Origin of the sequence: Brachybacterium sp. SW0106-09, assembly GCF_001293905.1 — a bacterium.
Classification (GTDB): Bacteria; Actinomycetota; Actinomycetes; order Actinomycetales; family Dermabacteraceae; genus Brachybacterium; species Brachybacterium conglomeratum.
This window is the reverse complement of the sequence record NZ_BCAK01000033.1, coordinates 1-19356: the sequence shown is the minus strand read 5'-3', so window position 1 is coordinate 19356 and position 19356 is coordinate 1. Positions and strand designations below refer to the sequence as shown.

The window sequence follows — 19356 nt, the reverse complement described above, 5'->3', positions numbered from 1 at the left end:
GGCACGACGGTCCCGACCTCTCGATCGGCCGGCGGGTCATCGCGGACTCTGCCTATGACCGGGGTCACACCTGCTACGGTCTCCGGGAGCGTCGGTCCTCCTCGCCGGGCCGGGGCGATGAACAGAACGAAGGAGTTGTGTCCGTGACCACCCCGCCCCCTGCGGCCTCCGGCCCCTCGCCCGAGCCGGGCCTCTCGCCGGACCGCGGCCCGGCGTCGCCTCCCGGCGCCGCGCCCTCCCCGACCCCCGAGCAGTTCCAGGCCGTCCAGAAGTCCGAGGAGTTCGGCCGCCTGCGCTCGAGCTTCCGCAGCTTCGCGATCCCGATGACCATCGCGTTCCTGGTCTGGTACTTCGCCTACGTGCTGCTGTCCACCTACGCCGAGGGCCTGATGTCCACCCCGGTGCTGGGCAATCTCAACCTCGGCCTGCTGATGGGCATCAGCCAGTTCCTGATGACCTTCCTGATCACCTGGCTGTACATCCGCCACGCGAACCGGAACCTCGACCCGATCGCGGAGAAGCTGCGCGATGAGCTGGAGGGGGAGCACTGATGGAGTTCGGCAACCCGCTCTTCAACATCGCGATCTTCCTCGCCTTCGTGGTGATCACCCTGGTCGTGGTCATCCGCGTCTCCAAGCAGAACGTCACCGCCGGCGACTTCTACCACGGCGGCCGCGCGTTCTCCGGCCGGCAGAACGGCATCGCCATCGCCGGCGACTACCTCTCGGCCGCCTCCTTCCTCGGCATCGTCGGCGCCGTCGCGCTCTACGGCTACGACGGACTGCTGTACTCCGTCGGCTTCCTCGTCGCCTGGCTGGTGGCGCTGCTGCTGGTCGCCGAGCCGCTGCGCAACACCGCGAAGTACACGATGGCCGACGTGCTGAGCTTCCGCATGCGCCAGCGCCCCGTGCGCACCGCCGCGGCGACCTCCACCCTCGCCGTCACCTTCTTCTACCTGCTCGCCCAGATGGCGGGCGCCGGCGCGCTCGTCTCGCTGCTGATCGGCATCGAGGGCCGCGTGGGCCAGTCGATCGTGATCGCCGTGGTGGGCGTCGTGATGATCGCCTACGTGCTGATCGGCGGGATGAAGGGCACCACCTGGGTGCAGATCATCAAGGCGGTGCTGCTGGTGACCGCCGTCGGCGTCTCGACGGTGTGGATCCTGGCGCTCAACGGCTTCAACCTCTCCGAGGTGCTCGGCAAGGCCGTCGCCGAGCATCCCGACGGCGCCACCATCCTCGAGCCGATGCACCAGTACGGCACCTCCGGCGCGACCAAGCTCGGCTTCGTCTCCCTCGCGATCGCGCTGGTGTTCGGCGCGGCCGGGCTGCCGCACGTGCTGATGCGCTTCTACACGGTGCCGACGGCGAGGGAGGCCCGCCGCAGCGTGGTCTGGGCGATCGGGCTGATCGGCTTCTTCTACCTGTGCACCATGGTGCTCGGCTTCGCCGCGGCGTACATGGTGGGCGTGGACGTGATCGGCACCCTGCCCGGTGGTTCGAACTCCGCCGCACCGGCGCTCGCCTACGCCCTCGGCGGCACCGTGCTGATGGGCATCATCTCCGCGGTCGCCTTCGCGACGATCCTCGCGGTCGTGGCGGGCCTGACGATCACCGCCTCCGCCTCCTTCGCGCACGACATCTACAACGGCGTGATCAAGGAGGGCAGCGCCACCTCGGCGCAGGAGGTCCGGGTCGCCCGGCGCACCGCCGTGGTGATCGGCGGCGTCTCGATCATCGGCGGCATCCTCGCCGCCGAGCAGAACGTCGCCTTCCTGGTCTCGCTCGCCTTCGCGATCGCGGCCAGCGCGAACCTGCCCTCGATCCTGTACTCCCTGTACTGGAAGCGGTTCAACACCCGCGGCTCGCTGTGGAGCATCTACGGCGGACTCGGCAGCGCGCTGATCCTGATCACCTTCTCCCCGGTGGTCTCCGGCGCCGAGACCGCGATGATCCCCGGCGCCGACTTCGCCTGGTTCCCGCTGACGAACCCGGCGATCATCTCGGTGCCGCTGGGCTTCTTCCTCGGCTGGCTCGGCTCGGTCACCTCCTCGGAGACCAACGAGCTCAAGCAGGCCGAGATGGAGGTCCGCTCCATGACCGGCGCCGGCGCGGAGAAGGCGACCCAGGCGCACTGAGCCGGGGAGCCGGACCGGAGGAGCGGCGACCCGGACCCGGCTCCTCTTCCCGGTGCCGCCATGTCATGTGACGCCCTGTTCCACCCATGGAACAGGGCGTCACATGACATGGTGCGGGCGCCTGCCGTCCGCGCCGGAGACCAGCAGCCGGAAGCCGTGGCGGGTGCGATAGGCGCGCACGCCCAGCTCGGGATGCCGCGCCCCGAAGTCGCGGATGCTGGTCAGGAGCTCGGCGTGGACGCGGCCTCGCTCGCCGGAGCCCGGTCCGCCGAGCTCGTCGGGCAGGCCTGCCGCGTCGCGGATCCCGTCGGTCGCGCCGTCGGCTCTGCCGATCGCGCCGCCGCCGAAGAGCCGCGAGAGCAGGCCGGGCCGCTTCCCGGCCCGGCCGCCACTCGACCGCGACCGGCCGACATCCTCCTGGGGGGAGGTCGACGTCGCAGATCAGCAGCGCATCGGTGTTCAGCACGGCCGCGCCGTAGCGGTTGCGGGTGATCGCGGCGATCAGCGTGCCGTCCTCGCTGTGGACGTCCTCGAGCAGCTCCTCCGGCAGGTGCCGGCTCGGGTAGTACTCGAGGCCGGAGTCGTGCTCCTGCTCGGGGCCGCCCGCGGCGACGAGCGCGTCCATGCGCTCGCGGGCATCGCGTCGGGCGTCCTCGACCGAGATGTCGGAGGAGCCGTGGATCGTCAGCGCGAAGGGGCCGTGGCCCGGGAATGTGTGCGTCGCGCGGACGGCGGCCCGGTGACGGGGGATCGGCTGCATGGAGCCGACCGTACCCGCCACGGGCCGCCCGCCGGGAGGGGCTTCAGCCGAGCGAGGCCTCGAGGGTGATGTCCACGCCCGCGAGCGCCTTGGAGACGGGGCAGGTCTGCTTGGCCTCCTCGGCCAGGCGCTGGAAGTCGGCGTCCTCGATGCCGGGCACCTGCGCGGTGACGGTCAGGGCGATCCCGGTGATGCCGCCCTCGCCCGCGTTGAAGGACACCTTCGCGGCGGTCTTCATCGAGGTGGGCGGGGTGTCGTTCTCGGCCAGCATGTTGGAGAACTGCATCGAGTAGCAGGCGCTGTGCGCGGCGCCGATCAGCTCCTCGGGGGAGGTGGTGCCCTGCTCGGCGTCCTCCGAGCGGGCCTTCCAGGAGAGGTCCATGGTGCCGAGCTGCGAGGTCTCCAGGGTGGTGCTGCCGGAGCCGGAGAGCAGGTCGCCGTTCCAGGCGGTCGAGGCGGTGCTGACGACGGTGCGGGGCATGGTGACTCCTTCGGTCGAGGGTCGCGCCCGCGCTCCTGCGGGGGCGCTCCTGCCACGCTATCCCGGACCCGCGCCCACGTCGATGCCCGCCCGGCGGAGCCGTCGGCACCGGCCCCGTCACCTCACTGCAGCGACTCGAACTTCCGCGCCCAGGCGGAGCCGATGGGGTTCGCATCGGCGACCATGATCCCGAAGCGGTCCCCGGCGATCTCGGCGACCTCGGTCAGGGCCACGCGCCGTTCGTGCTCGGGGGAGTGGGCGAGGCGCCGCACCCCGTCCTCGAGGATCTTGCGGAAGGAGTCGGTGCGGCCCAGGTAGGCCACGAACGGCAGGCCGAACCTCTCCTCGTACCGGGCGGAGAGGTCGCGCAGCGCCTCCACGTCCTCCTCGGCGAGGCTGTCCAGGGCGAGGGAGCCGACGTCCTGGCTGATCGTGCCGGCCTGCTCCTCGTCGGCCGTGACCAGGGTGGCCATGTTCGGATAGGCGCGCACCAGGGCGTCCTGCTCCTCCCGCTCGGCGGTCAGCACCGCGTCCTCGATCGCCGCGCGCAGCGCGGGCGCGTCGGCGAAGGGGCGCGCCTCCCAGGCCCGCTCGAGCGGCCAGGTCGCGCCGTTGAACAGGGTGCCGAAGGTGCCCACGAACTCGTCGCGGTCCATGGCGTTCACGTCCTCGATGCCGATCCGTCGGCCGGCGGCGTCGGTCGCGACGTTCGCGCCGCGCTGGCGGCCGAGGTGGAAGAACAGGATGTTCAGCACGATCGCGGTGAGTGCGCCGACGGTCACGCCGGAGGAGACGAACACCTGCGCCCAGGAGGGGAACACGCCCGCGATGTCGGGCTTGAAGCTCACCAGCATCGCCAGGCCCAGCGAGGTGCCGACGATGACGGAGTTGCGGTTGTCGGTGAGGTCGACCTTCGACAGGGTCTGGATCCCCACCAGCGCGACCGAGGCGAACAGGGCGAGCGAGGCGCCGCCGAGCACGGGGGAGGGGATCGCGGCGACGACCGCGCCGGCCTTCGGCAGCACGCCGAGGACGATCATGATCACGCCGGCGCCCGCGACGACCCAGCGGGACTTCACGCGGGTCAGGCGCACCAGGCCGATGTTCTGCGCGAAGCAGGTGTAGGGGAAGGAGTTCAGCACGCCGCCGAGCAGGGTGGACAGGCCGTCGGCGCGGATCGCCTCGGAGATGTTCCTCGGCCGGATGCGCTTGCCGACGATCTCGCCGGCGGCGAAGACGTCGCCGGTGGTCTCCACCATCGTGATCAGCATGACGATGGTCATCGAGATGATCGCGGTGAGCGAGAAGGTGGGGATGCCGAAGTAGAAGGGGGTGGTGACCCCGAAGGCGGAGGCCTCCGTGACGCCGCTGAAGGAGGTGTCCCCGAGCAGCACGGCCACGGCGGTGCCGATCACCAGGCCCAGCAGCACGGCGATCGTGCCGAGGAAGCCGCGGAAGAACCGCTGGACCAGCACGATCACGGCGAGGGTGCCGAGCGCGTAGAGGATGTCGCGGGTGGCGGGGACGCCCTCGGCGTAGTTCGTGATGTCACCTGCGGAGACGCCAAGCAGCGTGATGCCCATGGTGGTCAGCACGGTGCCGATCACGACCGGCGGGAAGAACCGCAGGATCTTCGCGAAGTACGGTGCGACCAGGAAGGTGAACAGACCCGCGACGATGATCGAGCCGTAGATCATCGGCAGGCCCTCGGCGCCGCCCTCGCCGCCGGTGGCCGCCAGGCCGATCGCGATGATCGGGGAGACGGCGGTGGTGGTCACGCCCTGGATGATCGGCAGGCGCACGCCCACCTTCCAGAAGCCGACGGACTGGATCAGGGTGGCGATGCCGCAGGTGAACAGGTCCGCGTTGATCAGGTGGATCGTCTGCTCGGGCGTGAGGCCGAGGCCCGAGGCGATCAGCAGCGGCACGATCACGGCGCCGGCGTAGAAGGCGAGCACGTGCTGTATCGAGAGCACGGTGAGCCGGCCGGGCGGCGGCACCTGGTCGACGGGGTGCACGGTGCGCGGGGCGGTCGCGTCCGGGGCGGGGGCGGCGGCGGAGGTCATGGGCGTCCTAGGGATCCGTCGGGCGAGGGGCCGACGCAGGGGTGGGGGCGGGCCCGGCGCACCGGGCCGCGCACCAGCGTAGGCCGGGGCGGGCGGCCGCGGCCTCCCCGTTCGGCCCGCGACCGGCCCTTCCGAGGGCCGAACGGGCCCCTGACCGGCGCGGCGAGGGCCGACGTGAGATCGATGGCACCGGATGGAACGCCCTGGCCGATCGGGGCGGGGAGGGGTACAAGGGAGGGGTGAGCACCCCCGAGCAGTCCGACGACCCGGCCTCGACGACCTCCGTGGCCTGTGCGCCCGAGGACTCCGTCGGCCGCGTCGACGTCCCTGCTCCCCGGAGCGCCGCGCCCGAGACCGCCCAGCCCGACACCGCCGTGCCCGGCGAGGCCGTGCCCGGCACCGCCGCGCCCGCCGCCGTGGTGACCGAGCCGCCTGCCGCGACCGCCGCCCACGTCGGCCGGGGCGGCCGGGTCGTCGGCGCGGTGCTCGCCGTGCTCGCGGTCGCGACGATCGCGGTGAACCTGCGGCCCGGCGCGACCGGCGTCGGACCGCTGATGGAGCCGATCGTCGCCGCCTACGGGCAGGGACCGGCCGCCTCCGGCCTGCTCACCGCACTGCCCTGCCTCGCCTTCGGCGCCCTGGGCCTGCTCGCCGTGCCGATCTCGCGCCGCCTGGGCCTGACCGGCTCGATCGTCGCCGCCTTCGTGCTCTCCGGGGTCGCGCTGCTGCTGCGGCCGGGCGCCGAGGTGTTCTGGCTGTTCGTGGCGCTGTCCGTGCTGGCCCTGATGGGGCCCGCGCTCGGGAACGTGCTGGTGCCGGCGTGGATCAAGCTGCACGGCGGACGCCGCACCGTGGGGCTGATGACCCTGTACAGCGTGGTCCTCGCGATCGGCGGCTCCGCCGGGGCGTCCCTTGCCGTGCCGCTCGCGGGCGGCGCCGCCGACGGCTGGCGCGGTTCCCTGCTGTTCTGGGGTGCGGTGATGGCGCTGCCGATCGTGGTGTGGGCCGTGGCCCTCACCCGCACCGGGCACGACTTCCCGCCCGCCCCGCCGAGCGGCGGCCGGGCCGGCGCGCCCCGCGCCTCCCTGCTGCGCTCGCCCACCGCGATCGCGCTGACGTTCATGTTCGCGCTCCAGTCGCTGAACGCCTACACCCAGTTCGGCATGCTCCCGCAGATCCTCGCCGATGCCGGGATCAGCCCCGCGAGGGCCGGGATGCTGGTCGGCGTGATCGCCGGCTGGGGCCTCGTGGGCGGGCTCGTGATGCCGACGGTGATCGCCCGCGCCCCTGGTCTGCGCTTCGTCGTGGCGAGCTTCGGCGCGCTGACCACGATCGGCTATCTCGGCCTGCTGCTCGCCCCGACCGCGAGCCCCCTGCTGTGGGCGTGCGTGCTCGGGGTCGGCGGCTTCGCCTTCCCGACCGCGATCGCGCTGCTGCCCGCCCGCACCCGCTCCCCGCAGATCACCGCCCGTCTCTCCGGCGCGACCCAGCCCGTCGGCTATCTCCTCGCCGCGATCGGCCCGATCCTCGCGGGCGTGCTCCTGGACGCGACCGGCTCCGCGGCGGTGGTGCTGTGGTTCCTCGCCGGCACCGGCGTGCTGCTCGCGATCGCGGGCTTCCGCGCCGGGCTGCCCCGGATCGTCGACGACGAGCTGGCCGGCTGAGCGAGGGCCGACGGGCCGCCCGCCCGCCGGTGCGCCCGGCAGCTCGCGAGGCTCCGACGCGTCGCCGCGGATCCCGTGGGAAGATGCCCCCATGAGCCTCGTCCGCACCCTGCGCATCCTGGCCTCGCAGCGGCCGTCCCTGCCCCCTCGCTCCGTCGCCGACCCCTCGCGGGTGCGCCGTGTGCGCCATGACCACGTGCCCGTGACCTGGATCGATCCCGGGCTCGCGAGCACCGCGACGATCGTGCACCTGCACGGCGGCGCCTACGTGCAGGGCGAGTCCCGGCAGACCTGGGAGTGGCTCGAGGAGGTCGCCCGCCGCGCGGGCACCGCCGCGGCGATGATCCACTACCGCCTCGCTCCCCGCCACCGCTACCCGGCGGCGGTCGACGACGTGCTGCGCGCGCTCGCCGACATGCAGCGCGAGACCGTGCTGCGCCCCCGCCGCTGGGTGCTCTCCGGCGACAGCGCCGGGGCCGGGCTCGCGCTCGCCGTCGCGCAGACCCTCGCCGCCACCGGGGTCGACGCCCCCGCCGCGCTGCTGCTCGAGTCGCCCTGGTCGGACCTCTCGCGCGAGGATCACGGGGAGGAGAGCCTGAAGGTCGCCGCCCGCCTCTACGCCGGTGCCGTGCCTCGCACCGAGTCGCGGCTCAGCCCCGCGCTCGGCGACCTCACCGGTCTGCCGCCCGTGCACCTCGTCGGCGGGGACCGCGACCCGCTGGTCCACGACGGTCGGCGCCTGATCGCCGCCCTCGCCGAGGCCGGCGCCGAGCACGAGGTCCTCGAGCTGCCCGGCAGCGGCCACCAGGTCGCCGTCGCGGCCGACGGCCCCGCGGCGCAGGAGGCGCGACGCTTCCAGATCGCCGCCGTCCGCGCGGCCCTCGGCATCGACGAGCGCGCCGCCCGCTGACCTGCCGCGACAGCACCCGCCGGGCCGGGGGTGCACGCCGTGCTCCAGGGCGTCCGCTCAATACATGACGCTGTTCAGAATCGCGGGCGGGAGAGGGGTTATCCTCTCGCCATGAGCGGAGCAGACCGAGGGGTCGGCGGGTACGTGATCTGGGACAGCAGTCCGCGGGCGGTCGCGCGGGTGCGCGATGCGGTGGTCGGGCATGCTGCGACCGGGACGCTGCGCCTGGTCCTCCAGCAGCTCGCCCTCCACGAGGAAGGGCGCGAGGCCGGCGTCCACGAGGTCATCGACGCGATCGTCGACGTCGGCGGGAACCTCGTCGCCTATCCGGTGCGGGAGGCGGTGCGGGCCGATGCCGCCGCCTCCGCCGCGCTGGACGGCGCCCTGGCCCAGCTGCGGGCCGACATCGCCGAGGAGCTCACCTCTGCGGTCGACTCGCTCGAGGTGGTGCTGGACCGCGATGGCCGCCGCGAGGTGCGGCTGCTGCTGCAGGTCGAGGTCTCCCCGGGCGAGCTGGAGGACGATCCCGCCCCCGCCGCCCTGCACGACGGCGACTTCCACATCCATCACCACGCGCCCGCGCTCGACGACCTGCGCGACCGTGTCGCCGAGCCGGCGCCGAGCCCGCTGCGGCGCGTGCTGGGCCGGATGCGCGAGAGCCTCGCGCACCGACGCGCCTGACGCGCCGAGGCTCTGACGCCCCGGGACGTCTGTCGGTCCGAGGCGCCTGATGCGCGCAGGCGCCGCCGGGTGCTCCGGGACCTGATTCTCCCCGTCAGCTGTTCTCGATGACCGCTGCGGAGGCGCCCGTGCCGGTCCCGGCCGTGCCGGTCCCGTCCGCGTCGGCGCCCGGGCACATCCCCGCCGCGGTCGCACCGGGCAGCGTGAGCCCCATCGCCGCGGCGAGGGACACGCCGAGATCCGCCCAGGAGCCCTCGACCCCGGCCGGCGGCAGCCCGGGCCCCTGCGCCAGGGCGACCGCCGGGGCGGACGGGTCGCTGACCGCGCGCGGCCCCGCGTAGTAGGGGTCATCGCCCTCGACCAGCGGACGATGGGTGGCGGAGAGGCCGAAGACCGTGCCCGAGGTGCCCTCGAGCACCGCGACCACGTCGGTCTCGGCGGTCGCGCCGACCCCGTCGTCCACCGTGCGCAGCTGCAGGCGCGAGTGCGCGGCGAGCCCCGTGAGGGCCTCGAGGGCGAGGTCCCGCACCGCCGTCCCCTGGCCGCGGCGCACGTGCACCACGCCGCGCGGCCCGTCGGGCCAGACCAGGACGCGGAAGTCCTTCAGGTGGGTGCCCTCGGTGCGGACGAGCCCCTCCGCGGCGAGCACGGCGTTGGGGTGCACGAGCAGCACGGCGGGGACCAGCCGGCGCCCCGGGACCAGGAGCACGCGGTCCTCGGGACCGGGGGAGAAGGCGCTGAGGATCGCCTCGATCTCCTCGGCCGCATCGCGCAGCGCCCGCGTCGCGGCGGGGGCGTCGAGCCCGGCGGCGCGGCGCGCGATCCCCAGACCGCTCAGCCGCACGGCGAGCAGGTCGACGCGGTCGCGGGCCAGGGCCTCGACGGCGATCTCGGAGACGAGCTCGTCGGGGACGGCCTGGGAGAGCTGCACGCCCATCTCGCGGCGCGGCGCGAGATGGTCGGCGACCATCCGCGGCGAGCTCGTGCGCTCGGCCATGTCCCAGCGGTTGCGGTAGCGGCGCAGGTCCTCGACCAGCGGCAGGCACAGGTCGATGTCGCCGCCGGCCGTCGCGGGCCACTGCAGCGATGCGGTGCGCAGCCCGGCCTGCCGCGCGGCGGTGAAGAGGCTCGGCGTCGCCATCGCCTCGGCGTACCAGGTGGAACGGCTCTCGGGTCGCTCGGGATCGAAGGGCTGCTCGGTCGCGACGCCGGTGTGCGCGACGGTAGTGCCGGTGACCAGGGTCGCGAGCGCCGGGGCGGGCTCCGAGGGGCCGCCCGGCCGGATCCGCAGCGGCGAGGCGGCGGCCGCGAGCACCGCCAGTGGACCGCGCGTGCCCTCTCCGGTGCGTGCGCCGTCGGCGAGGTCCTGCTCGTCGAGCCCGTCGACCGCGATCATCAGGGTCCGTCCCGAATCCATGTGCACCCCCGAGTGTCGTCCGTCGCCGTGCCGGGAACCCTAGGGGTGCAGTCTGGCCGCGGTGCGGGGGGTGGAGGAGCAGGCGGTCACCGAGAGGTGAACAGGAGGCGACCCGTGCGGCAGGCCACGTCGGGGTTCACGGTGCGGGCCGCACCGAGGAGGTCAGCGCAGCTCGGGGTCCGAGACGTCCGCGCGGCCGGAGTCCGCGTCGAGGCGGCGCCGGATCAGCGCGGCACGGCCGCGGTCGCCGTCGACGGCCTTGTCCACGAGCGGCGTGGTGTCCTGCTCGGGCTCGTCCGGCTGCAGCACCAGCCACACCACGAAGCCGATGGTCAGCAGCAGGCAGCCCGCGCCGAGCAGTGCCATCAGCGGCCAGGTCGCCGCGACGGGGTCCCAGAACGAGCCTCCCGCCGGGGCTGCGTGAGACGGGGCGGCGAGCAGCAGCGCGTCCACGGGCACCCCCTCAGGTCGGGACGGTCGGGCCGGGCAGGCGCCCGGACGGCAGGGATCCACGTCAGCATAACCTCGGCCGGAGCGCTGAGGTTATGCTGGGAAAATCATGGCTGACGTTATTGTCGGGCGCTTCGCGCTCATCGACCTGATCGCCAAGGGCGGGTCCGGGTCCGTGTGGCGCGCCTGGGACTCGAAGACCCAGGAGCTGTGCGCCGCGAAGGTCCTGCGCCAACGCGATTCCGCCGACCTCATGCGCTTCGTGCGCGAGAAGGGCGTCAGCTTCGACCATCCGCACCTGCTGACCCCCTACGGCTGGGGTGCTGAGGACGAGCACGTCGTGATCGCGATGCCGCTGGTCTCCGGCGGGACGCTCGAGTCGGTGGTCAAGACCCGCGGCAAGCTCGCCGAGCCCGCCGTCGTGGTGATCCTCGACCAGCTGCTGGACGGCCTCTCCCATGTGCACGCCGAGGGCTGGATCCACCGCGACGTGAAGCCCGCGAACATCATGTTCGAGCCTCGCGGGCGGCAGTTCCCCGTCTCGCGCCTGGCCGACTTCGGGATCGCCGTCCACGAGAGCGACGTGCGCTTCACGCATGTCGGCATGGTCAACGGCACCCCCGGCTACATGGCGCCGGAGCTGTTCGCGATGGCGGAGCCGGCCCCCTCCCACGACCTCTACGCCGCGGGCGTGGTCGCTCTGGTCGCGCTGAACGGGCCGATCAAGCTGCACGACGGCGCCTTCCGCCCCGACGAGCTCACCCAGCTGCTGCGCGGCGTCACCCCGAAGCTCTCCGCCGTGATCCGCCGCCTGGTCGCCGCCCAGCCCGAGGACCGCTACCAGGACGCCGACGCGGTGCGCCGCGATCTCCCGCGCGTGCCGCCCGGCTACCCGCTCACCCACGCCGACGGCGCGCCGCTGACCTTCCAGGACACTCTGGACCCGCTGCCGCCCAACGCCCCGGGCGCGGTCCGTCCCGAGCGGCCCGCCGCCCAGATCGCGCCCTCCTCGATGGAGGCGATCCGCGCCGGTCAGGTCCAGCAGGGCTTCTCCGTCGGCTCGGCCTCGCCGCAGACGGGCCCGCAGTGGGCGCAGGGGCAGGGCCCCGGCGGCCAGGGCCCCGTCGGCGGAGGCCCCGCGGGTGGTCAGGGACCGGGTGCGGGCGGTCCCGGCACCCGCCCCGGCCAGCCCGGCCCGGGCACCTCGCCCCACACCTTCGCCGGCACCACCACGACCACCGGCGGCACGACGGGCGGACGCCCGCCGCGCGACCGCAGCACCATGATCGCGATCGGGCTCGGCGCCGGCTCCGCGCTGGTGCTCGGCGTGATCGTCGCGATCGTGCTGCTGGTGATCTTCGACGGGAACGCGACCGCTCTTCCGGAGGGGCCGGCGGCCGACGTGTCCGTCATCGCCCAGGCTGGGACCCCGGTCGAGGCGGCAGGGGATCTCCCCGCCGCCGACGGGCACCCCGCCGCCTGACCACCCGGCCCTGCGCCCCGGTCAGCGCGCGATGGTGTCCAGGGACTGCACGAGCCCCTCGCGCCGCGGGTCCATGAGCAGCTCCACCTGCAGCGCCGACGGCGCCGTCGCGGCGCCGGCGGCGGACGTGGCACCTCCGGCGGCCCCGGCTCCACCCGCAGCCGCTCCGCCGCCGCTCGCGCTCCCCGCCGAGCCCGCACCGCTCCGGGCGGGCACCGTCCAGCGCAGCCGCGCCCTGCTCAGCACCTGGGCGTCCCGGATCCGCAGCCCCTCGAGCGCCGAGGCGTCCAGCCCGGTCACGGCCAGCGCCTTCTCCAGCCGACGGCGCCTCTCCGCCCGCGGCACGTCCAGGTCCATGTTGTCCGCGAACCAGGCGTCGGCCAGGGCGTCCTGGCCGGTGCGCAGCCAGTCCAGCGCCGCGCTGGCCGCCTCGAGGGTGCGCGGCGCCGGCTCCGGCGCGCGACGGGCCAGCAGCTCCGGCGCCTCGCGCTGCAGGATCCGCAGCGCCTGCATCGACAGGGGAGTGGCCGGGGCGTACTTCGAGTTCGCCAGCGCCACGACGCCCACGCCGGAGTCGCGGTGCCAGACCATGAACGAGCCGTAGCCCGGGTAGCCGCCGGAATGGGAGATCACCTCGCCCAGGTCCGGGAAGTGCTCGATCACCAGGCCGAAGCCGTAGCCGCGCACCCGGTCGAAGCCGGGGGAGACCCCGTCCTGTCCGGCGGGGAGCGGCGCGAGCGCCTGATGGCGGTGCAGCTGCTGCATCTCCCGGCGGGAGGCGGTCGCGAGCGGTCCCGCCCCGCGCGAGGCGCTGCCCTCGGCGTCGGCCGCGGCGAGGAAGCGCACCCAGGTCGCCACGTCGTCGACGCTCGAGAACAGCCCCGCCATCGCCCCGTACACGCCGGGGGAGTCCAGCGGCACGGCCTCGAAGCGGGTCGCGTCGGTGCGGTCGGCGAGCCGGTGCCCGGTCGCGAGGCGGCCGGTGTCGATCTCGCCGGAAGACCAGCCCGTCGCCGTGAGGCCGAGCGGGTACAGGAAGCGGCGACGGATCTCGGCCGCGTAGTCCGAGCCGGTGACCTCGTCGATCACCCGGCCCAGCAGCGCATAGCCGGTGTTGGAGTACTCGAACCTGCCGCCGGGGCGGTGCACGTGGCCGAGCCCGCCGCGGAGCACGGCGGCGAACTCCTCGCGGGTCATCGCCTCCTGGCGGTCGCCCCAGGGGTTGTCGGTGATCAGCCCGGCGTCCATCGTCAGCAGGCGGCGCAGGGTCGGCTCGCGGTCGTCGTCCGCGAGCTCGAAGGCGCCCGCCGCCTCGGGCACGTGCGCGGAGATCGGGTCGTCCAGGGACAGCCGGCCCTCGTCGCGCAGGGCGAGGATCGTCGCGGCGGTGAAGGACTTCGTCATCGAGGCGATGCGGGAGACGGTCGCACGGTCCATCGGGGAGGAGCCGGGGGCCGGACGGCCGTCCACGAGCTCGCGGTGCCCGGCGGCGCCGTGGGCGAGGATCGCCTGATCGTGGGCGTGGCCGCCGATGATCGCCCAGGTCACGCCCGAGGTGCGGTGCTCGGCGACGGCGTTCTCGGCGAGGGCGGCGATGGCGGTGACCGCCTCCGCGGAGACGTGGGGACGCGGGCTCTCGGCGCTGGACGGCATGGATCCCACTGTAGTGCGGCGCGGCGACCGCGCCGACCGGATGCGCTGCCGCTGTGGACGGCCCGATCGTGGACCGCGCTGCGGGCGCTCAGTCCCGCTCCGGGCCTCCGCCCGTCCCGTCGACAGGCTCCCCGCCCGACCCGTCCACCAGCTCCCCACCCGGGTGCCCGGCCGGGCCTCCGCTCGACGCCTCCGCGGTCCCCGCGTGGTAGAACGCAGCGATGATCGCGGCCACCTCCTCGCCGACCACCTCGGCCAGGCGCGCGGGATCGGTGTGCCGCGGGTCGTAGGGCGCAGGCTCCGGCGCCGCCTCCGTCTCGTCCGACGCGTCGGGCGGCCCGTCGCCGGAGCCGTGCGCGTCCTCGCCGCGGGGCGGGCCCGCGGCGCCCGCTGCCGGGGCCACCGGTGCGACGAGCTCCTCGAGCCGGATCCCGCGCAGGGTCAGCAGGTGCACGGGATGCTCGTCCACCGCCTCCACCAGCACGTACACGAGCGCGGAGACGTGACGGCAGGGACCGGGCCAGTCCAGGCAGTCGCAGTCGTGGGAGAGCTCGGCGGCATCCCGCGGCAGCAGCGAGAGCATCGAGGGGGCGAGCTCGGTCTCGATCTGCTCGGGATAGGTGCCGGCGGCCAGGCGCGCGGGCAGCTCAGGGTGGGAACGGGCGACCTGCAGGAACACCTCGCGGTCCCCGTCGCGGTAGGCGGGCAGGTCCAGACGGGCCTGGTGCAGGCCGCCGTCGGGGTCCTCGACCGCGGCGCGGGCGGCGCCCGGCTCGACCTCGAGCCACTGCACGCGGCCGGCGCGTGCGTCGGTGCGGCCGCGGCTCGCGCGGCCAGGTCCGAGGAGCCGCTCGGCGGCCTCGCGCAGGGCGACCGCCTGCCACGCCGTGCCGATCGGTCCCCGGCGGGAGCGCAGCTGGATGCTCATCGGGTCCCGTCCCCTCGGTCCTCGTCCGTCTCGTCCAGGGAGAGCAGATCCAGCAGGCGGTCGTCGTCGAGCTGGGCGAGCCAGTCCTCCCCGTGACCCACCGTGAGATCGGCCAGGGCCTGCTTGTCCTCGAGCACGGTGTCGATCTTCTCCTCGACCGTCCCGGCGCTGACCAGCGTGTTCACGGTGACGTCGCGGCGCTGGCCGATCCGGAAGGCACGGTCGGTGGCCTGGTTCTCCACTGCCGGGTTCCACCAGCGATCCAGGTGCACCACATGGTTCGCGGCCGTGAGGGTCAGGCCCGTGCCGCCGGCGCGCAGGCTCAGCAGCATCAGCCCCGGCCGGTCCCGCTGCTCCTGGAACTCGGCGACCATCTGGTCCCGGTCGCGCTTGGCGACCCCGCCGTGGAGGAAGGGCACCGAGTCGATGCCGAGCTCGGCGAAGCGTTCGGTCCAGTAGGGGACCAGCAGGTGCCCGAAGGTGGTGAACTGCGTGAACAGCAGCGCCTTCTCGCCCTTCTCGAAGGCGGAGGTGAGCAGGTCGTCCACCAGCTCCAGCTTGCCCGAGCGATGCTCGCCGCCGCGCACCAGCGGCGAGCCGTCCCCGAGATAGTGGGCGGGGTGGTTGCACACCTGCTTCAGCCGGGTGATCGCGGAGACGACGAGGGTGCGGCGCTTGTTCTGCTCGGCCCCGTCGAGCTGGACCATCAGCTCGTTCACGATCGCCTCGTAGAGCCCGGCCTGCTCGGGGGTCAGGTTCACCACCCGCTGCAGCTCGATCTTCTCGGGCAGGTCCTGGATGATCGAGCGGTCCGTCTTCACCCGTCGCAGGATGAACGGCGAGGTCACGAAGCGCAGGCGGCTGATCGCGCTCGCATCGCCGTCCTCCTCGATCGGGGTGGCGATCCGCTCCTGGAAGCTCGCCGCGCTGCCCAGCAGGCCCGGGTTCACCGCCTCCATCAGGGAGTGCAGGTCCCCGAGCCGGTTCTCGACCGGGGTGCCGGTCATCGCCAGGCGGTGCGGGGCCTGCAGCGCGCGGGCGGCCTGCGTGACCTGCGTGCCGGGGGTCTTCACATGCTGCGCCTCGTCGAACACGATCCGGTGCCAGGGCACGGCCTGCAGCAGCGGCAGGTCCCGGGCCAGCAGCGAATAGGTGGTGATCACGAGGTCGAGGTCGGAGGCGCCGTCGACGAAGGACTCGTCCCGCAGCCGGTCCCCGCCGTGGTGCACGTGCACCGAGAGATAGGGCGCGAACTTCTCCGCCTCGCGCTGCCACGCCCCGACCACGGACATCGGGCACACCAGCAGGGTGGGGCCGACGGGCATGGGCGGGATCTCGCGTCGGTCCGTGAGCGGGCTGTCCACCAGGCGCTCCCTGCGCACCCCCTCCCGCTCCCGGCACAGCAGCGCGAGGACCTGCATCGTCTTGCCGAGCCCCATGTCGTCGGCGAGGATCCCGCCGAGGGACTGCGTATCCAGCGCCCACAGCCAGTTCAGCCCGTCGAGCTGGTAGGGCCGCAGCGTGGCCTGCAGCGTCTCGGGCTGCGGATAGGGGTAGGGGCCCTCCGCGCCGGGCAGCAGCCGGGCGAGGCCCCGGCTGCCGCCGGAGACCAGGGCGGACATGCCGAAGTCGACGTCGGCGACCTCGGGGGAGAGGATCATCGAGAACATCTCGATCCACGGCGCGCGCCCCTCCATCTCGGCGGGGACCGGTGCGGGTGGCGGCAGCGCCGGTGCGGCGGGGCGGTCCGGCCTGCGCCGGGCGTCGCGGGCTCGCTCCGCCTCCTCGCGGTGCCCCTCCTGCACCTGCCCCTCCCGCACCTGGCCGTCCTCGCCGGTGGCGAGCCGGTTGCTGCGGGTGCGGCGGCTGAACGCGTCGAGGAACCGCTCGGCGGCGCGGAGGGTGGTGGGGTCCAGGCGCACCCACTGGCCGCGCAGCTGCACGATCTCGGCCTGCGCCTCGCGGATCTGCGCGATCTCCTCCTCGGTGAGCTCCGTGTCGCCGACGGCGACCCGCCAGCGGAACGACGCCATCGCCCCGAGCCCCACCCCGGAGCCCTTGCGCTCGCCGGGCTCCTCCTCCGCCTCCTGGGGGCGCAGGGTGGTGCGCTGGGCGGTCCAGTCACGGGGCAGCAGCACAGTCACCCCGGCCTGCTCGAGCGCGGGGGTGTCCAGAGCGAGGAACGCGGAGGCCTCCTCGGTGGTCAGCAGCCAGTCCACGCCGGTGTCGTCCACGGCGGCGGTGCGCACGGTGGGGGCCAGCCGCAGCACGGCGGCGGAGGCCTCGGCGGCGCCGGCCGCGGTGAGGTCGCCGACGGCGCGGAGGTCCGCGACGGGGTGCACGGTCCCGTCGTCCTCGCGCAGGCAGGTCTGCAGCGGCCAGGCCGTGCCGACCGGCGGCTGGAACAGCCGCACCACCAGCTCGCTGTCCCCGGGGCCGAGCCGCACGCCGGGGCGGCCGGAGTCGACGAAGGCGTCGAAGGCGGTGGTGAGGCGGCGCTGGGCGGGCAGGTCGGCGCGCAGCTCGCCGTCGTCGGCCAGCGCCCACAGCACCCCGGTCGGATCGGCGGACGGCGGCGGGGCGCTGCGCAGGTGCTCGGCGAAGGCGGTGCGGGCATGGCCGTCGACCAGCGCGTGCAGCAGCGGCGGCGCCTCGGGATCGGGGGCGCGCCACTGCATGACGGGCCGGCCGTAGCGCTCGGTCGCGCGGGCGCGCAGGTGCCGTGCGGCGAGCAGCTCCTGGGCGCGGAGGTCCAGCACGCAGGCGGCCAGCAGGTTCGGCATCGCGATCAGGGCGTCGGCGAGGCGGGCGGCGGTCCCGTCGGCGAGCAGCTCGGCCAGCCGGTCCGTCAGCTCGTCCCCGAAGCGCGCCTCGAGCAGGGCGGTCGCGGCGCCGACCAGGCCCGTCAGGCCCGTGCCCGACAGCGGCAGGGCGGGCAGGCGACGGTCCCCGTCCTTACCGGGGATCCGCACGCGGTGGCGCAGCTGGTCGGGGGCGTCCTCGAGCGCCGCCGCGATCGCGGCGGGGGCGTCGGCGCGCAGGCCGGCGAGGTCCTCCAGGGCGCGGGAACGGCGCGGGCCGGTCTGCTCGGCCACCCACAGTGCGGGCCCGAGGTCCTCGTCGACGACGAGGTGGAGGCGGCGATCGGGCATGGCGCCCACCCTAGGCGTCGGCGCCGACGGACGAGCCGGTCGGCGCCGCGCTGTGGACGGCCGCGCGGGGCGGGACGCTGGGGAGGAACGGTCCGGACGGCCGCGGGGACGTCCCCGGCGCGGCCCGACCGCGCTCGGCCGACCTGCTCGCGGCCCGCCCGTCCACCGCCCGCCCGTTCACCGCCCGACGGCTCACAGCCCGTCGACGATGAGCGCGGTCGCGTCCAGCCAGGCCTTCTTGGTGGCCTTGGAGACCCGGCTCCAGTCCAGGTGGGTGCCGTCGACGAACTGCTGCTCGTAGGGCACCTCGGCGACCGCGCGGGTGTGCGCGCCGAAGTGCGCGAGCAGGCGCGAGCGCAGCGTCGGATCGAACTTCCCCTTGGAGGAGTGGGACAGGATCGTCACCGCGTGGTCGACCTGCTCGCCCAGCCCCGTCGCGCGCAGCTCGTCGATCATCCAGGCCGCGGCGTTGAAGGTGTCCTCGCGGACGGTGGAGATGATCACCAGCTGGTCGGCGCTCTTCACGGCGGCGAGCCAGTTCGAGGCGCGCACGTTGTTGCCGGTGTCGATCACCTTGATGCGGTAGAAGCGCGAGAGCGCCTCGTCGAGCTCGCCGAAGGCGTGGTCGTCGATCAGCGCGGCCGAGCCCGGGTCCTCGTCCGAGGCGAGGATGTCGAAGCGCATCTCGCCCTGCGGCCGGACGTACGGGTCGAGGTCCGCGTTGCTCGCCGAGGGGGAGCGGAGCGACTCGATGTCGTGCAGCAGGTCCACGGCCGTGCGGTGATGCTCGGTGGGCACGCCGCGCCAGCCGAGGGTGCCGCGGGTCTCGTTGTTGTCCCAGGCCAGGACGTTGCCGCCGCGGCTCACGCCGAGGGTCGCGGCGATCATGAGGGAGGCGGTGGTCTTGTGGGCGCCGCCCTTGAGGTTCACCACCGCGATGTTCCGCGGGCCGTCCAGGGGTCGACGGATCCGCTCCAGGCGCTCGATCTCCAGACGCTCCTTCTTCCCGGGGCCGGGGGAGATCACCCCGCGGGTGGCGCGCGTGATGACGCCGCGGAACCCGCGGGTGGCCTTCACCTTCCGGTGCTTCGCGGTCGAGGACTGCAGGTCCTGCAGGGTGGGGCGCCCGTCGGCGGGCACCGTCGCGCGCGAGGGCAGCGGCCGCTTCGCCGCGGGGGTCGACGACGCGGCGGACGGCGCAGGGGCGGAGACCCCGGGGGAGGACGGCGCAGGGGTGGCCGACGGCGCCGACGGCGCGGAGACGGCCGAGGGCGCGGACGGCGCGGAGACGGCCGAGGTCGCGGACGGTGCGGAACGGGCCGAGCGGGCCGACGGCGCGGAGGCCGCCGAGGAGGCGGAGGCGGCCGAGGCCGCGGAGCTCGAGGCGGACGCGACAGCCGACGGTGCGGACGCCGAGGACGCAGGCGCCGACGGCGCGACACCGGCCACCGGCACGTCACCGGCCTCGGGAGCGAACGGCGAGATGCGGGCGTGCTCGCCCGTCGTCACCGCCGCATGCTCCCCGGTCGACTCGGCGGAGCCGCCGGCGGAGCCCGGTGCGGTGCTCGGCGGCT

At 74.4% G+C, this 19356-nt stretch carries 14 protein-coding genes and 1 pseudogene; 7 read left to right on the top strand and 8 right to left on the bottom strand.

The window, feature by feature from the left end:
- Positions 1 to 143 precede the first annotated feature (143 nt).
- Together Y09_RS13070 and Y09_RS13065 are read left to right on the top strand one after the other, a co-directional pair.
- Positions 144 to 551: a DUF485 domain-containing protein gene (locus Y09_RS13070; protein WP_053918125.1), complete on the top strand. Its 408-nt coding sequence runs from the start codon at positions 144 to 146 to the stop codon at positions 549 to 551.
- Positions 551 to 2137, top strand: a complete 1587-nt coding sequence (locus Y09_RS13065) for a cation acetate symporter (protein WP_053918117.1) — start codon at positions 551 to 553, stop codon at positions 2135 to 2137. The genes Y09_RS13070 and Y09_RS13065 overlap by 1 nt, the downstream gene beginning before the upstream one ends.
- Positions 2138 to 2940: 803 nt before the next feature.
- On the opposite strand, the gene Y09_RS13060 is transcribed toward Y09_RS13065, so the two are convergent.
- Together Y09_RS13060 and Y09_RS13055 are read right to left on the bottom strand one after the other, a co-directional pair.
- The gene (locus Y09_RS13060) at positions 2941 to 3378 is read right to left on the bottom strand and encodes an OsmC family peroxiredoxin (protein WP_053918116.1); all 438 of its coding nucleotides are present in this window, start codon (positions 3376 to 3378) and stop codon (positions 2941 to 2943) included.
- A 122-nt stretch (positions 3379 to 3500) separates the two neighbouring features.
- The gene (locus Y09_RS13055; RefSeq protein ID WP_053918115.1) at positions 3501 to 5444 is read right to left on the bottom strand and encodes a solute carrier family 23 protein; all 1944 of its coding nucleotides are present in this window, start codon (positions 5442 to 5444) and stop codon (positions 3501 to 3503) included.
- A 239-nt stretch (positions 5445 to 5683) separates the two neighbouring features.
- Between Y09_RS13055 and Y09_RS13050 the strand changes: the two genes are divergently transcribed.
- From Y09_RS13050 to Y09_RS13040, 3 genes are all read left to right on the top strand, one after another.
- Positions 5684 to 7108 carry an MFS transporter gene (locus Y09_RS13050; RefSeq protein WP_053918114.1) on the top strand — a complete coding sequence of 475 codons (1425 nt, stop codon included), beginning with the start codon at positions 5684 to 5686 and terminating at the stop codon, positions 7106 to 7108.
- 91 nt (positions 7109 to 7199) lie between these two features.
- Positions 7200 to 8018, top strand: a complete 819-nt coding sequence (locus Y09_RS13045; protein ID WP_053918113.1) for an alpha/beta hydrolase — start codon at positions 7200 to 7202, stop codon at positions 8016 to 8018.
- Between the two features lie 111 nt (positions 8019 to 8129).
- Positions 8130 to 8699 (top strand): hypothetical protein, encoded by a 570-nt coding sequence (locus tag Y09_RS13040; RefSeq protein WP_148639654.1) that lies wholly within the window; start codon positions 8130 to 8132, stop codon positions 8697 to 8699.
- A 94-nt stretch (positions 8700 to 8793) separates the two neighbouring features.
- On the opposite strand, the gene Y09_RS13035 is transcribed toward Y09_RS13040, so the two are convergent.
- Complete coding sequence (locus tag Y09_RS13035; protein WP_234695732.1) at positions 8794 to 10116, bottom strand: alkaline phosphatase family protein; 1323 nt, start codon at positions 10114 to 10116, stop codon at positions 8794 to 8796.
- Between the two features lie 162 nt (positions 10117 to 10278).
- Positions 10279 to 10569 carry a hypothetical protein gene (locus tag Y09_RS13030; protein WP_010550806.1) on the bottom strand — a complete coding sequence of 97 codons (291 nt, stop codon included), beginning with the start codon at positions 10567 to 10569 and terminating at the stop codon, positions 10279 to 10281.
- Between the two features lie 106 nt (positions 10570 to 10675).
- Here Y09_RS13030 and Y09_RS13025 point away from each other — a divergent pair, with 106 nt between their 5' ends.
- On the top strand, positions 10676 to 12049 hold the full coding sequence (locus Y09_RS13025; RefSeq protein ID WP_053918110.1) for a serine/threonine-protein kinase: 1374 nt from the start codon (positions 10676 to 10678) through the stop codon (positions 12047 to 12049).
- A 21-nt stretch (positions 12050 to 12070) separates the two neighbouring features.
- On the opposite strand, the gene Y09_RS13020 is transcribed toward Y09_RS13025, so the two are convergent.
- The 4 genes from Y09_RS13020 to Y09_RS13005 form a co-directional block, all read right to left on the bottom strand.
- Positions 12071 to 13702 carry a serine hydrolase gene (locus tag Y09_RS13020; RefSeq protein ID WP_053918109.1) on the bottom strand — a complete coding sequence of 544 codons (1632 nt, stop codon included), beginning with the start codon at positions 13700 to 13702 and terminating at the stop codon, positions 12071 to 12073.
- Between the two features lie 88 nt (positions 13703 to 13790).
- The gene (locus Y09_RS13015) at positions 13791 to 14630 is read right to left on the bottom strand and encodes a hypothetical protein (protein WP_053918108.1); all 840 of its coding nucleotides are present in this window, start codon (positions 14628 to 14630) and stop codon (positions 13791 to 13793) included.
- Positions 14627 to 17782: a DEAD/DEAH box helicase gene (locus Y09_RS13010; RefSeq protein WP_053918107.1), complete on the bottom strand. Its 3156-nt coding sequence runs from the start codon at positions 17780 to 17782 to the stop codon at positions 14627 to 14629. Before Y09_RS13010 ends, Y09_RS13015 begins: the two co-directional genes overlap by 4 nt.
- Before the next feature lie 192 nt (positions 17783 to 17974).
- The gene (locus Y09_RS13005) at positions 17975 to 18922 is read right to left on the bottom strand and encodes a hypothetical protein (protein ID WP_234695731.1); all 948 of its coding nucleotides are present in this window, start codon (positions 18920 to 18922) and stop codon (positions 17975 to 17977) included.
- Here Y09_RS13005 and Y09_RS17940 point away from each other — a divergent pair.
- Positions 18900 to 19356 (top strand): annotated as a pseudogene (locus Y09_RS17940) (hypothetical protein); the annotation flags it as partial. The gene Y09_RS13005 and the pseudogene Y09_RS17940 sit on opposite strands and share 23 nt — an antisense overlap.